The 13,547-nt window shown below is 62.5% G+C and carries 16 protein-coding genes and 1 riboswitch; of the genes, 13 read left to right on the forward strand and 3 right to left on the reverse strand.

The genetic code is table 11. The features are described 5' to 3' along the window. Nucleotides 1–97: 97 nt before the first annotated feature. The 3 genes from TMS3_RS20630 to TMS3_RS20640 all read right to left on the reverse strand — a co-directional run bounded on the left by TMS3_RS20630 (nucleotide 98) and on the right by TMS3_RS20640 (nucleotide 2,080). The gene (locus TMS3_RS20630; RefSeq protein ID WP_025167189.1) at nucleotides 98–592 is read right to left on the reverse strand and encodes a SprT family zinc-dependent metalloprotease; all 495 of its coding nucleotides are present in this window, start codon (nucleotides 590–592) and stop codon (nucleotides 98–100) included. Nucleotides 593–716: 124 nt separating this feature from the next. Beyond that, nucleotides 717–1,316, reverse strand: coding sequence for a Yip1 family protein (locus TMS3_RS20635; protein ID WP_025167190.1), 600 nt, complete (start codon nucleotides 1,314–1,316; stop codon nucleotides 717–719). A gap of 167 nt (nucleotides 1,317–1,483) precedes the next feature. Beyond that, nucleotides 1,484–2,080, reverse strand: a complete 597-nt coding sequence (locus tag TMS3_RS20640; protein ID WP_025167191.1) for a DNA-J related domain-containing protein — start codon at nucleotides 2,078–2,080, stop codon at nucleotides 1,484–1,486. 98 nt (nucleotides 2,081–2,178) lie between these two features. On the opposite strand from TMS3_RS20640, the gene ttcA reads away from it, so the two are divergent. The 13 genes from ttcA (at nucleotide 2,179) to bluB (ending at nucleotide 13,533) form a co-directional block, all read left to right on the forward strand. After that, nucleotides 2,179–3,003 carry a tRNA 2-thiocytidine(32) synthetase TtcA gene (ttcA, locus tag TMS3_RS20645; protein WP_025167192.1) on the forward strand — a complete coding sequence of 275 codons (825 nt, stop codon included), beginning with the start codon at nucleotides 2,179–2,181 and terminating at the stop codon, nucleotides 3,001–3,003. Between the two features lie 65 nt (nucleotides 3,004–3,068). Further along, a complete protein-coding gene (locus TMS3_RS20650) occupies nucleotides 3,069–3,740 on the forward strand; it encodes a DNA-3-methyladenine glycosylase I (RefSeq protein ID WP_025167193.1) in 672 nt (223 codons plus the stop codon). Between the two features lie 143 nt (nucleotides 3,741–3,883). Then, entirely contained in the window at nucleotides 3,884–4,642 is a 759-nt protein-coding gene (locus tag TMS3_RS20655) for an NAD-dependent deacylase (protein WP_025167194.1), read from the forward strand. A 75-nt stretch (nucleotides 4,643–4,717) separates the two neighbouring features. Next, nucleotides 4,718–5,326: a C40 family peptidase gene (locus TMS3_RS20660; protein WP_025167195.1), complete on the forward strand. Its 609-nt coding sequence runs from the start codon at nucleotides 4,718–4,720 to the stop codon at nucleotides 5,324–5,326. Between the two features lie 82 nt (nucleotides 5,327–5,408). After that, nucleotides 5,409–5,927 carry a C40 family peptidase gene (locus TMS3_RS20665; RefSeq protein WP_025167196.1) on the forward strand — a complete coding sequence of 173 codons (519 nt, stop codon included), beginning with the start codon at nucleotides 5,409–5,411 and terminating at the stop codon, nucleotides 5,925–5,927. Nucleotides 5,928–6,021: 94 nt separating this feature from the next. Then, on the forward strand, nucleotides 6,022–6,684 hold the full coding sequence (locus tag TMS3_RS20670; protein ID WP_025167197.1) for an O-methyltransferase: 663 nt from the start codon (nucleotides 6,022–6,024) through the stop codon (nucleotides 6,682–6,684). Between the two features lie 106 nt (nucleotides 6,685–6,790). After that, nucleotides 6,791–7,111, forward strand: a complete 321-nt coding sequence (locus TMS3_RS20675) for a hypothetical protein (RefSeq protein ID WP_025167198.1) — start codon at nucleotides 6,791–6,793, stop codon at nucleotides 7,109–7,111. 229 nt (nucleotides 7,112–7,340) lie between these two features. Next, nucleotides 7,341–7,817 carry a hypothetical protein gene (locus TMS3_RS20680; protein WP_200929734.1) on the forward strand — a complete coding sequence of 159 codons (477 nt, stop codon included), beginning with the start codon at nucleotides 7,341–7,343 and terminating at the stop codon, nucleotides 7,815–7,817. 165 nt (nucleotides 7,818–7,982) lie between these two features. Beyond that, nucleotides 7,983–8,210: riboswitch (cobalamin riboswitch) on the forward strand. Between the two features lie 122 nt (nucleotides 8,211–8,332). Next, nucleotides 8,333–10,180, forward strand: coding sequence for a TonB-dependent vitamin B12 receptor (btuB, locus tag TMS3_RS20685; protein ID WP_025167200.1), 1,848 nt, complete (start codon nucleotides 8,333–8,335; stop codon nucleotides 10,178–10,180). A gap of 54 nt (nucleotides 10,181–10,234) precedes the next feature. Then, the gene (locus tag TMS3_RS20690) at nucleotides 10,235–10,807 is read left to right on the forward strand and encodes a hypothetical protein (RefSeq protein WP_025167201.1); all 573 of its coding nucleotides are present in this window, start codon (nucleotides 10,235–10,237) and stop codon (nucleotides 10,805–10,807) included. Next, nucleotides 10,807–11,418 (forward strand): cob(I)yrinic acid a,c-diamide adenosyltransferase, encoded by a 612-nt coding sequence (cobO, locus tag TMS3_RS20695; protein WP_025167202.1) that lies wholly within the window; start codon nucleotides 10,807–10,809, stop codon nucleotides 11,416–11,418. Before TMS3_RS20690 ends, cobO begins: the two co-directional genes overlap by 1 nt. 163 nt (nucleotides 11,419–11,581) lie before the next feature. Continuing rightward, nucleotides 11,582–12,877, forward strand: coding sequence for a cobyrinate a,c-diamide synthase (locus TMS3_RS20700; protein ID WP_025167203.1), 1,296 nt, complete (start codon nucleotides 11,582–11,584; stop codon nucleotides 12,875–12,877). After that, complete coding sequence (gene bluB / locus TMS3_RS20705) at nucleotides 12,874–13,533, forward strand: 5,6-dimethylbenzimidazole synthase (protein ID WP_025167204.1); 660 nt, start codon at nucleotides 12,874–12,876, stop codon at nucleotides 13,531–13,533. The genes TMS3_RS20700 and bluB overlap by 4 nt, the downstream gene beginning before the upstream one ends. Nucleotides 13,534–13,547 lie beyond the last annotated feature (14 nt).

The raw sequence follows: 13,547 nt of genomic DNA on the forward strand, positions 1-13,547 counted from the left end.
CTATTGGATCCTGCAGAGGAATGTAGCCTAAGTCGCGGTGTTCATCGAACCCCAGGCATCAGCCATGCACGCACATTACATGGCCAGAAAATCTGGTTCACTCCACCCGCTGTTCGCCGGTATAGCTCAAGGTGACTTTGCAGCGTCGGCAGTAGTAGCGGCGACCCTTGGCGACCAGAGCGTGACGTTGACTGGAGAAGGGGAACTCGCCTTTTGGGCAGCTGCAGCGGTAGATGAAGCGATTGACCTGGCGACGCTGGACCGCATAGCTGTGGCAGCGATGCGGCGGCAATTCATAGACGCCGCGCATGATCAGCTGCCACTCCTCGCCATGGGCCTGGATCTTCAGGCCAAACAGCTGGTGGGCGATCAGGTGCGCCACTTCGTGAGCCACCGTCTGCTTGAGGAAGTCTTGCTGGTTTTCGCGATACAGCTGCGGATTGAAGCGCAACTTGTTTTCCGTCAGGTGTGCCACGCCGGCCTTTTGTCCACGCAGCTTGAAGCTCACCTCAGGGCGGGCAAAGGACTGCTTGAAAAAGGCTTCTGCCTGCTGATAACAGGCTTCGACACGGGCGTGGATAAGCTCGGGCATGACGGTTACTTTCGACAAGGACGGCGCAATTATGCCCAAGCCAGGAACGGGCGACAGCCGTAAAACGACGAAACCACCCGTAGGTGGTTTCGTCTTGTGTCAGGTTTTTGCCGAGGGTGAAGGCTTAACTGGTATACACCGGGCCGACCCCCAGCCCCCAGAGAATCACCGAGCTGGCGATCATCGCCACCAGCACCACCAATCCTACTGCCAATACCGAGCTGGAGAACATGAAGCCTTCGTCCTTAGGGATGTTCATGAAGGTCGGTATGCCCACATAGAGCAGGTAGACGGTGTAACAGATGGCTATCGTGCCCACTGCCATGGCCAGCCAAAGGTCCGGGTAGAGTGCCGCCAAACCGCCGACGAACAGCGGGGTGGCGGTGTAGGCGGCGAACACGATGCAGCGGGTCAGGTTAGGGCTGGCGTCGTAGGTGCGCGCCATCCAGTGGATAAAGGCTCCCATTACTGCGACCCCAGCGAGCATCGCCAGGTAGGACATGATGGTCATCTGTATCGCGCTGGCTTCGGTAAGCATCACCGGCGCTCGGTCGCCGATTGACCAACCGACCTGAGTGGTGCCGATAAACGCCGAGATCGCCGGGATAGCCGCGAGTACTAGAACGTGGGTGAGATACATGTGGCTGATAGATTCTTCTTCGCCACGGATTTCCTGCCATTCCTGATCGGGATGGGTGAAGAGCCCCCAAACGTGGTGGATCATGCCAGACACCTCCTCTTGTTATAGCGATCGCCCCCCAGCGGAGCGCCCGGTGCGCGTGAACAGCGTCACCAGGTGCCGGGCCGAACCTATGCGACCGTATGTCGCAGTATAGGCAGGGACTGACGGGTGTGTAGGGCGCGGGATTAGAGCAAATGGATCTTTAAAGATCAGTTGTAATAGCGCTCAAGTATTTCCATGGCTTTGTTGATCGTTTGCAGGCGGCTGGTGCTGCCACCCCGATCCGGGTGATGCTGGCTCACCAATTGGCGGTAGCGATGCTTGATGGTCTTGAGGTCGAGCGGTTGCCGGTAGGCATCCAGTTCAAACAACTCCAGTGCCGCTTGTTTCTCCGTACCACCCTGCATGCGTTTCCAGAAGCTGGCCAGCAACTGCTCGACATCATCTTCATTGGTGTCGCGCAGATTGTTCAGGTCCAGGTAGTAGTCACGCAGGGGATCATGCTCGACCAGCGCGGCGTTGCCGGCTTGATAAGGCAATAGCTGAACTCGCAGCGGGCTGATTTGCACGAACCCAGCCTGTTCGCCCCAGAGTTGTTCGCGCAGCTGATACAGCGCGTTGAACACCAGAAAATGGGTACGAAACAACACCAGCTTGTCGAGCAGAGGCAGGTTGGGGATGTGCGTGGAGTGGCCGCTTTTCAGCTGCTGGATCAGTTCGTATTCGCTGAGTCCAGCGGGAGCCGCTTGCAACAGCAACAACACTTGGTCGGTCAGCTCGAGGCTGGGGTCGAGTTCATCGTTCATAATTCGAGCCTAGCACTTCACTATTAATGGGGTGGGTCGCGCTGCGCTTTCTGCGTAAAATATCCGCTTTCCGCAACTCCTCCGGATTCCAGCGCACCATGGGTACCCTCTCGGTCAACCAGAACAAACTGCAAAAACGCCTGCGCCGCCAGGCTGGCGAAGCCATTGCCGACTTCAACATGATTGAAGACGGTGACAAGGTCATGGTCTGCCTGTCTGGCGGCAAGGACAGCTACACCATGCTCGACGTGCTGCTGCACCTGCAGAAGGTCGCGCCGATCAAGTTCGAGATCGTTGCGGTGAACATGGACCAGAAACAGCCGGGGTTCCCTGAACACGTGCTGCCGGCCTACCTGGAGTCCATCGGTGTGGCGTACCACATCGTCGAGAAAGACACCTACTCGGTGGTCAAGGAGAAGATCCCTGAAGGCAAGACCACCTGCTCGCTGTGCTCACGCCTGCGCCGCGGCACCCTGTATACCTTCGCCGATGAGATTGGCGCGACCAAGATGGCCCTCGGTCACCACCGCGACGACATCCTGGAAACCTTCTTCCTCAACATGTTCTACGGCGGCACGCTGAAAGCCATGCCGCCCAAGCTGCGCGCCGACGATGGCCGCAACGTGGTGATCCGTCCGTTGGCCTACTGCAACGAGGCCGATATCGAGGCCTATTCCACGCTCAAGGGCTTTCCAATTATTCCGTGCAATCTCTGCGGTTCGCAGGAGAACCTGCAGCGTCAGGTGGTCAAGGACATGCTCCAGGAATGGGAGCGCAAGACTCCGGGGCGTACCGAGATCATGTTCCGCGCGCTGCAGAACGTGGTGCCTTCACAACTGGCCGACCGCAATTTGTTCGACTTCACCAGCCTGAAGATCGACGACAGTGCCACGCCGCGTTTCGTCAACGTGATGAACCTGTAGGATGGGGCGGGGCGCGTAGCCTGAGCCTGCGCTACCCAGCGTTTTTCCGGATCAAGGATTGCCCGATGCGTGACTACAACTGGCTGCATGAGTATTGCCTGAACCGCTTCGGCTCGGTCGAGGCTCTCGAGGCGCGACTGCCGCAGCCCAGCTCGGACGAGGCATTGCGTCAGTTGAGTGACGACCGCTATTTATCGTTGATCAGTCTGCGGATCTTCCGCGCCGGCCTTAAGCACAGCCTGGTAGACGCCAAGTGGCCGGCCTTCGAACAGGCCTTCTTCGGTTTCGACCCGGAAAAGGTAGTGCTGATGGGGGGCGAGCGCCTGGAGAACCTGATGCAGGATGCGCGGCTGATCCGCCACCTGGGCAAGCTCAAGAGCGTGCCGCGCAACGCCCAGTTTGTGCTGGATGTGGCGAGGGAGAAGGGCTGCTTCGGCGCCCTGATCGCCGATTGGCCAGTGACCGACATCGTCGGCTTGTGGAAATACCTGGCCAAGCACGGCGCTCAACTGGGTGGCCTGTCGGCGCCGCGCTTTCTGCGCATGGTCGGCAAGGACACCTTTATCCCCAGCGACGATATGGTCGCCGCACTCAAGGCGCAGGGCATCATCGACAAACTGCCGACCAGCCAGCGGGATCGCGCGGCGGTGCAGGCGGCGTTCAATCAGTGGCATGCGCAGAGTGGTCGGCCGTTGTGTCAGCTGTCGGTGATGCTGGCGCATACGGTTAATCACTGAGGTTGCTGCTGTTGGCTGTGTTCACGCAGCTTCCTGGGCTGGGTTACGCCACGCACTAAAACTGTTACCCAGGACGTCTCGCAAGAGGCCAATTCATGTTACTGGCGTGAAGCCCCTCTATTCATTAAGCACTGGAGGTCGCGATGCAACTGCAGATCAAACGTGTCGCCCAAGCCATCGCGGCGGCCGAGCGCATTCTGATCATCACCGGCGCGGGGTTGTCCGCCGATTCCGGTCTGCCGACCTACCGTGGTCTGGGTGGCCTGTACAACGGGCACACCGCCGAAGGCCTGCCGATCGAGACCGCGCTGTCCGGACCCATGCTGCAGCGCGACCCGGCACTGTGCTGGAAGTACCTGGCCGAACTGGGCAAGGCCTGCCTGGGTGCCCGTGCCAATGCCGGCCACGTGGCGATTGCCGCCTTGCAGCGGCGCAAGCCGCAGTGCTGGGTATTGACCCAGAATATCGACGGCTACCACCGTGCGGCCGGCAGTCCGCCTGAGCGTTTGATCGAGATTCACGGCGAGTTGGCGCCGCTGTACTGCCAGTCCTGCGGCGCCGAGGACCCGCAATTGGCCGAGCACCTGACCCGGCCGCTGCCACCGAGGTGCCAGCAGTGCGGCGGTATCCTGCGCCCGCCGGTGGTGCTGTTCGAGGAAATGCTCCCAGAGCCAGCCATCGACAGCCTATACGCCGAACTGGCCAAGGGCTTCGAGGTGGTTCTGAGCGTTGGCACTACGGCCAGCTTCCCCTATATCGTCGAGCCGATCCTGCGTACACGGCAGTCAGGCGGCCTGACAGTCGAGATCAACCCCACCCGGACCGACCTGAGCGATGCGGTGAGCCTTCACCTGCAAGGCAGGGCCTTAGATGTGTTGCCGGAACTACTGGGTCACATTTAAGACGATAGAAATTGCAAATGAGCAGCCTAAAAGGCATAGTCGCGGCCTTATTAGAACTTCGACACGGCTGTGCCCATGCTTAAGCGCTTCGCACCCCTCGTGCCTCTCGCACTCACTCTGGTCCTCGCCGCTTGTGCGGGCTATACACCGCAACCGCAAATGGGCGCTTCTGCGCATACCCCGCGCGCTGCAGTCGGTTCACCTCATGCCGAGCTGACGGCAAAAGAAATTGCCGATATCACCGATGACAAAGGCTACGAACTGCCACAGCTGGCCGACAGCATCCTGACCCACGGCTTGTCGCTGGTTGGCACCCGTTACCGTTACGGCGGCAGCACTGTGAGTTCAGGTTTTGATTGCAGTGGTTTTATCGGTTACCTGTTCAAGGAAGAGGCCGGTCTGCAGTTGCCGCGCTCCACCCGCGAAATGATCAAGATCGATGCGCCCTTGGTTGAGCGCGAAGAGCTGGAGCCGGGCGATCTGCTGTTCTTCGCCACCAACGGCCGTGGCCGAGTCAGCCATGCGGGCATCTACCTGGGCGACGATCAGTTCATCCATTCCGCCAGCCGCAGCAGCGGTGTGCGGGTCGACAGTCTGGATGACCGTTACTGGAGCCGCACCTTTATCGAGGCCAAGCGCGCCTTGGCCCTGGCACCGAGCGATTCCCTCGAACGTCATCCTTGAGCCTCTGGCGTAGCCTCAGGGTTGCGTCGGCTGCCTTGAAACGGCAGAGTAGGGCGCATCCAGGCACAGGATCGCCTCGCTCATGCCCGTTACGACCCGCCTTGCCCTGCTGCTTCTCGCCGCGCTGCTGACTGCTTGCGCCGGCCGCGCACCGACTCCGCAAGCGTCCATCCCGTTTTCCGCCACTAACGTCCACGGTAATGCCGAGGATGTGCTGTTTCGCGCCCTCGGTCTGGTCGGCACGCCTTACCGCTACGGCGGTAATACCCCGGCAGGTGGGTTCGATTGCAGTGGCCTGATCGGCTACGTCTACCGTGACGCCGCCGGTATCGGCTTGCCACGCACGACTCGTGAACTGATTGCTTTACGTGCACCGAATGTTGGTCGCAATGCGCTGCAGAGTGGCGACCTGGTGTTCTTCGCCACCAGCGGCGGGCGTACGGTGAGTCACGCCGGTATCTATGTCGGCAACGGACGTTTCGTGCACGCACCATCCAGCGGCGGCACCGTGCGCCTGGACAGCTTGAGCAATAATTATTGGCAACGCACCTACCTGGATGCCAAGCGCGTATTCAATGGCGAGCTGGCGCATAACCCATAATCCTCGACCTCGTCGGGCGATGGTTTGCTGGGTTTCGCTTCGCTGCAGTCCAGATTGGGCGTTGCTCAGTTAACTGCCTGCACGCGGAGCTAGCATGACCAATCGCACCCTCAATCTCGACGATTCGCTGTATCAGTACCTGCTCGATGTCTCCTTGCGTGAAACGCCGCTGCTCAGGCGCCTGCGCGATGAGACTGCGCAGTTGGCCAATGCTCGCTGGCAGATCGCTCCGGAGCAGGGGCAGTTCATGGCGCTGCTGGTGCAGTTGACCGGCGCCAGGCGCATTGTCGAAGTCGGCACCTTTACCGGCTACAGCGCGATCTGCATGGCCTCGGCCATGCCGGCAGACGGCCGGCTGATCTGCTGCGATATTCCGGGCGACTACAACATCACGGCCGAGCGTTACTGGTGCGAGGCGGGGCTTGCTGAGCGCATCGAGCAGCGCCTGGCCCCGGCCCTGGAAACCCTCGCCACGCTGGAAGCCGAAGGGCAGGGCGGACGGGTCGATCTGGTTTTTATCGATGCCGACAAGGCCAACTACCCGGCTTACTTCGAGCAGGCACTCCGGCTGGTGCGCCAGGGCGGTCTGATCCTGTTTGACAACACCCTGTGGAGTGGTCGTGTGTTGGAGCAAAGCCCGGACAGCGCCGACACCCGAGCGATTCAGGCGCTCAATCGCGCGCTGCATGACGATGCACGCATCGACCTGTCGCTGCTGCCCCTGGGCGATGGCCTGACGCTGTGCCGCAAGCGCTGAAACGCATAATGTCGTAGCCCGGATGCAATCCGGGAGCGTTATCACCGGTTAAGCCATTCCCCGGATTGCATCCGGGCTGCCTGAACCTAGTCACTGTCTTGCCGCCATGCCTGAACCTATCCGTCTGCCGCCCCAGCCCGATGCCTGCGAGCTCTGTGCCCGCAGCGTGGCGTTGACTCGTCATCACCTGATTCCCAAGGCCCTGCACGACAAAACCTACGTACAGAAGCGCTACGCCAGGAGCGAGCGGATCACCGCCACCCTGTGGGTCTGTCGCGCCTGCCACAACCAGATTCATCGGTTGTTCAGCGAGAAGGAGCTGGCCCTGACCTATAACCACCGAGAGGCTCTGCTGAGCGACGAGCGCCTGCGCAGCTTTGTTGCCTGGCTGGCGAGCAAGCCAGCGGGCTTTATGCCGCGGCCATAGACAGCCTGTAGTTCGGCGCCCATTCTGAATATTCAGCGGGCCGGCATCCGCGCCTTGGCGAGTGCTCAGGTCTGTAGCGACACAGCCTCATGTTGAGTCGCAAGGTGCTCATGTTCAGTGCCCCAGGTGTTGATCTTGTCTTCATGCCTGGGGAGGCCACGGCACCTCAAACACGGCCTGGCGGTATGCCCATGTCAGCCAGGCACCACTCTGGATAGGAGGTCATGCCATGTCCACGAGAAGCCTGTTTTTCAGCCCGTTAATCCCTGTAGGTGTGCTCGCAGTGCTCGCCACCGCCGTGCAGGCGGCCGAACCCCGCGTCATCGAGTTGACCCAGACGCCCTGCCAATTCCTCGAGTCTGAGAACGGTGTCGATCACGGCTATAGCTCGAGCGAAAAGGCGGACTGCGAGGCAATCAACAGTAAGACCGCCGCTGAGCGTTTGGCCAAGGCCAAGGTGCTGGAGCTCGACCCCGGCGCCTATGTGTTTCGCGTCACTAACCTGAATGTGTCCTACGACCTCGGTTTCTGGGTGCGCGGCCAGGGGCTCGGCCGCGTCACCCTGCCGAGCGTTTCGGGCGGCGGCCTGTCGCTCGGCGCGACCAAGGATTATCCGATCGAGCTGAAGCCGGGCGAGTATTACTACTCCTGCCCACTGAACCCGACCCCGGACTACGTGCTGATCGTCCGCGACTCAGCCAGTTAGCGGCCGGGTAGAGCCTGAGCCTGGCGCTAGGGGCGGCGCTGACCGGCGCAAAAAAATCAGCGCGCACAGGCTATTCGTTGACGCTACGGGCTTGTGCCTCTACCCTGCGCGCCTTGCAACAGGTGCCCCCAACCTTGCGACCAGTTTGCGATCTGTCGCGCGTTAGCGCGAGTTCGTGGAACAGGCCTCAGGGCTAGAGAGGTGAAACAGGGAAGTCGGTGCGTTTCGCGTGCATACGCCAAATCATTCCGACGCTGCCCCCGCAACGGTAGACGAGTCACACCAAACGCTTAAAGCCACTGTGCGTCAGCATGGGAAGGTGCGTTCGGTGGCGTTCTGATCATCAGAGCGCAGCTCGTAAGCCCGGAGACCGGCCTGCTGCAGTCCATGGCATCGCGGAGGGCGTTGTCTGGCGTGTGGGCTGCGCCGTTGCTGCCGTTCATGCGTCTCTTGTTCTCCGTATGCCTTTCCCAGTCTTAGTCGCCCGGGTGAGAGCGACGGAGCATACAGACAAGATGAGTAAGTCCCTTTTGACGCCAGCAGTGGCCCTGCTGTGTGGTGTTAGCAGTATTTCCCAGGCTCAAGTAGCCGAACCCGCCCGACTGAACGATCAGCTGGTGACCGCCACCCGTACCGTGCAAACCGCTCAGCAGAGCCTGGCGGCGGTGACGGTATTCGACCGCGCGCAGATCGAGCTGAGTCAGGCCACCTCGGTGCCCGAGTTGCTGAAGAAAGTGCCGGGCGTGTCCTTCGCCAACAACGGCGGTCCGGGCAAGAACACCTCGCTATTCATGCGCGGCAGCGAGTCCGACCACGTGCTGGTACTGATTGATGGCATCAAGATCGGCTCGGTCAGCAGCGGCGGCGCGGCGTTACAAGACCTGCCGCTGGAGTTGATCGAACGCATCGAGGTGGTGCGTGGTCCGCGTTCCAGTCTGTACGGCTCGGAGGCCGTCGGCGGGGTGATCCAGATCTTCACCCGCAAGGGCAATGGCACGGGCGCCAAGCCGTTCTTCTCCGCAGGTGTAGGCACCCATGACAGCTACAGTGGCAGCGCCGGAATTACTGGCGGCGACGGCAAAGGCTGGTACAGCCTGGGCCTCAGTGGTGCAGACACCGATGGCATCAACGTCAAGTCGGCAGCTACCAGCGGCTACGAAGATGACGCCGACGGTTACCGCAACCTGTCCGCCGTGCTCAGCGCCGGCTACCGCTTCGACAATGGCCTGGAGCTGGACGCCAACCTGCTACAGGCCAAGTCGCACAGCGACTACGACCAGGTCAATCGCAGACGCACCAGCGGCTTCCACGCCAACTCTGATGGCGAGAACAGGGTGTTCGGCACCCGCGCGCGTTTCGCGCCGCTGGAGCCCTGGCTGGTGACCCTGCAAGTCGGACGCAGCGAGGACAAGTCCGATGCCTTTCAGGATGGTGACTTCTACTCGCGCTTCGACAGCCGTCGCGACAGTGCCAGCTGGCAGAACGACCTGAGCCTGGCGCCCGGCCATACCCTGACCCTGGGCGTCGACTACCAGCATGACGAGGTCAACGGCACTACCGACTACGCCGAAGACTCGCGGGACAATACCGGGACCTTTGCCCAGTACCTCGGCGAAGTCGGCCGACACGACTGGCAGCTGTCGCTGCGCCACGACGATAACCAGCAGTTCGGCCAGCATGACACCGGCAACATCGGCTATGGCTACGCCCTCAGCGATGAGCTGCGCGCAACCATCAGCTACGGCACGGCGTTCAAGGCACCGACCTTCAACGAGCTGTACTACCCCGGCTACGGCAACCCGGAGCTGGACGCGGAAACCTCGCGCAGTCTGGAAATCGGTCTGGCCGGTCAGCATGGCTGGGGTCACTGGTCGGTCAACGCCTTCCGCACGGTGATCGACGACCTGATCGCCTACGACTCCAGCATCATGGCCCCGGCCAACGTCGACGCTGCTCGCATTCGTGGGGTCGAACTGGTGCTCGGCAGCCAGTGGCTCGGCTGGGACTGGAACGCCAACTACACGTTGCTGGAGCCGGAGAACCGTTCTTCAGGGGCGAATGACGGCAACGAACTGGCGCGGCGTGCCAAGCAGCTGTTCAACCTGGAGCTGGATCGCCGCCTCGGCGATTTCAGCGTCGGCGCCAGCCTGCATGCCGAAGGTCAACGCTTCGACGACCTGGCCAACACCAAGGAACTGTCCGGTTTCGCCACCCTGGACCTGCGCGGTGAATACCGTATCAACCCCGAATGGCGCCTGCAAACCCGCGTCGCCAATTTGCTCGACGCCGATTACGAGACTGCCCAGGGCTACAACCAGCCGGGGCAGGCGCTGTATTTCACGGTGCGCTATCAGGCGTTGTAAACAACTGCGCAGGCAGGGCTGATCGCCTGCCTGCGCTCAATCAAGGAGAACTCCATGTTGCAACTCTCATCGCGTAACCAACTGCTGGTCGCTATCGCCCTGGCGGCGCTGCTGGCCATGACCCGTGGCCATCACTTCGGCTCGCTCAATCTGCCTAGCGCGTCCTGGGCGGTGTTCTTCCTCGCGGGTGTGTTGCTCACCCCGCGTTGGCTGTTCCCGGCATTGTTCGTCGAGGCTTCCTTGCTGGATTTCGGCGCGATGCAGTGGTCCGGGGTGAGTGACTGGTGCCTGTCGCCGGCCTACTGGATGCTGGTGCCGGCCTATGGCTCCTTGTGGTTGGCGGGTCGCCTGTATGCCGGCTGGCACCGTGAGCAGCTCAGCAGCCTGCTGTTGCTGGCGGCCGTTGCGTCGATCGCTGCCTTTGTCGCCTACCTGTTTTCCGGTGGCGGCTTCCTGTTCTTCTCCGGGCGTTATCCAGACCCTAGCCTGGCGCTGCTGATCGAGCGCATCGGCGTGTATTACCCGCGTTACCTGGGCAACCTGGCGCTGTATCTCGGCCTGGCGGTGGTGCTCTATATCGGTGCCCGCGCAGCCTCCGGTGTGCGCCAGCAGAGCGAGGTCAAGTGATGAGCGAGTCGGCAGAACGCGATGCTCGGCACAAGGCGCGCATGGCGCGCAAGAAGGCGCTGATCGACGAGAAAATCGCCCAGGCACAGGACGAGTACGGCCTGCTGCTGGTGCACAGTGGCAACGGCAAGGGCAAGAGCAGCTCGGCCTTCGGCATGGTCGCCCGCGCCCTCGGTCACGGCATCAAGGTCGGCGTGGTGCAATTTATCAAGGGCGCCGCCAGCACCGGGGAAGAGAGCTTCTTTCGCCGCTTTCCCGGTGAGGTCAGCTACCACGTGATGGGCGAAGGCTTCACCTGGGAAACCCAGGATCGCCAGCGCGACATCGACAAGGCCCGTGAGGCCTGGGTGGTCGCGGCCCAGTTGCTCAACGATCCGGCCATCGGCCTGGTGGTGCTGGACGAACTGAATATCGCCCTGAAATACGGCTACCTGGAACTCGACGCGGTACTCGCCGACATCGAGGCGCGGCCACTGCTGCAGCACGTGGTGGTGACCGGCCGTGGCGCCTTGCCGGGGATGATCGAGGCGGCGGACACCGTCACCGAGATGAGCCTGGTCAAGCATGCGTTCAAGGCCGGCGTCAAAGCACAGAAAGGTGTCGAATTCTGATGCCATCGTTCTGGACATTCGCAGCCCGTAGCCCGGATGCAATCCGGGACATGTGCCGGCAGGCTATCCGCGGATTACATCTTGGCTACATCTGTGGGAGCGGACTTGTCCTCGATGGGCTTTCAGCGGACCAGTCCGCTCCAGCAGGTAGCGAGGTGCGTGCATGACCGGCTCTCGCCATTGTCCCGCGTTGTTGATCGCCGCGCCGGCCTCAGGCCAGGGCAAGACCACGGTCACCGCCGCTCTGGCGCGGCTGCATACCCGGCAGGGCAAGCGGGTGCGGGTGTTCAAGTGCGGACCGGATTTTCTCGACCCGATGATCCTCGCCCGCGCCAGTGCCACCCCGGTGTACCAGCTGGACCTGTGGATGGTCGGTGAGGCCGAGAGCCGCCGCCTGTTGTGGCAGGCGGCGGGTGAGGCCGATCTGATCCTGATCGAGGGGGTGATGGGCCTGTTCGACGGCACGCCCTCGGCGGCCGACCTGGCGCGGCGGTTCGGCGTGCCGGTGCTGGCGGTGATCGACGGCTCGGCCATGGCCCAGACCTTCGGCGCCCTGGCCCATGGCCTGGCGACTTTCCAGCCTGATCTGCCGTTCTCCGGGGTGCTCGGCAACAAGGTCGGCAGTGCGCGCCACGGCGAGATTCTGCGCGATGCGCTGCCCGAGTCGATTCGCTGGTACGGCGCCTTGCCGCGCAGCGCCGCGGTCGAGCTGCCCAGCCGTCATCTGGGCCTGGTGCAGGCCGAGGAGCTGGCCGATCTGGACGCGCGCCTGGATGCCGCCGCCGATGCCCTGGCCGCCAGCGCCGACGTGGCCCTACCACCTGCGGTCGAGTTCGCCGCGCCTGAGTCGCGTACGATTGAGCCACTGCTGGCCGGTGTGCGCATCGGCGTGGCGCGCGACAGTGCCTTTGCCTTTCTCTACCAGGCCAACCTGGATCTGCTGCGCGAGCTGGGCGCCGAGCTGCGTTTCTTCTCGCCGCTGGCCGACAGCCAATTGCCCGAGGTCGACAGTCTGTATCTGCCTGGCGGTTATCCCGAGTTGCACCTGGCGCAGCTTGAGGCCAACCAGGCCATGGCGCTGGCGATTCGCGGCCATCACGCCGCCGGCAAACCGATCCATGCCGAATGTGGCGGCATGCTCTATCTGCTCGACAAACTGACCGACAAGGCCGGGATCAGCGGGCAGATGCTCGGCTTGTTGCAGGGCGAGGCGACCCTGCAGCCACGGCTGACCGCCTTGGCCTTGCAGGAAGTGGCGTTGCCGCACGGCCGCCTGCGCGGGCATAGCTACCATCACTCGGCTTTGACCGGTGAACTGGTACCCCTGGCGCGCGGCGAGTGCCCGAACTACAAGCGCACCGCCGAAGCGGTCTACCGCATCGGTCGACTGACAGCGTCCTATATCCACTTCTATCTGCCGTCCGCTCCCGCAGTCGCCGCGCAGTTGTTCAAGCCATGAGCGAATTGGCCTTCAGCGCCGAGGAGCGTGCTGCGGTCTATCGCGCCATGGCCGAGCGCCGCGACATGCGCCACTTCAGTGGCGGCGAGGTGGCGCCGGAGCTGTTGGCGCGTCTGCTGGAGGCGGCGCACCAGGCGCCCAGCGTCGGCCTGATGCAGCCCTGGCGGTTCATCCGCATCGCTCGCCCGGCGCTACGCGAAGCGATCCACGGCTTGGTGGAGGAGGAGCGCCAGCGTACAGCCGAGGTCCTGGGCGAGCGCAGCGACGAATTCATGCAACTCAAGGTCGAGGGTATCCGCGATTGCGCCGAGCTGCTGGTGGTGGCTTTGATGGAGGGGCGCGAGGCGCATGTATTCGGTCGCCGCACCCTGCCGGAAATGGACCTGGCGTCGATGGCCTGCGCCATTCAGAATCTCTGGCTGGCCGCGCGCGCCGAGGGCCTGGGCCTGGGTTGGGTGTCCTTGTTCGAGCCGCAAGCGCTGGCCGAGCTGCTGGCCATGCCGCCTGGCAGCAAGCCGCTGGCTGTGCTCTGTCTGGGGCCGGTCGAAGCCTTCTACGACGCGCCGATGCTGGTGCAGCAAGGCTGGGCCGAGCCGCGTGCGCTGAGCGAGTTGGTATTTCAGGATCAATGGGGAGTCAAGGCGTGCTCAGAGTAGAAAGCGGCTGTTGG

The sequence above is a fragment of the Pseudomonas taeanensis MS-3 genome (assembly GCF_000498575.2).
GTDB classification, from domain to species: Bacteria; Pseudomonadota; Gammaproteobacteria; order Pseudomonadales; family Pseudomonadaceae; genus Aquipseudomonas; species Aquipseudomonas taeanensis.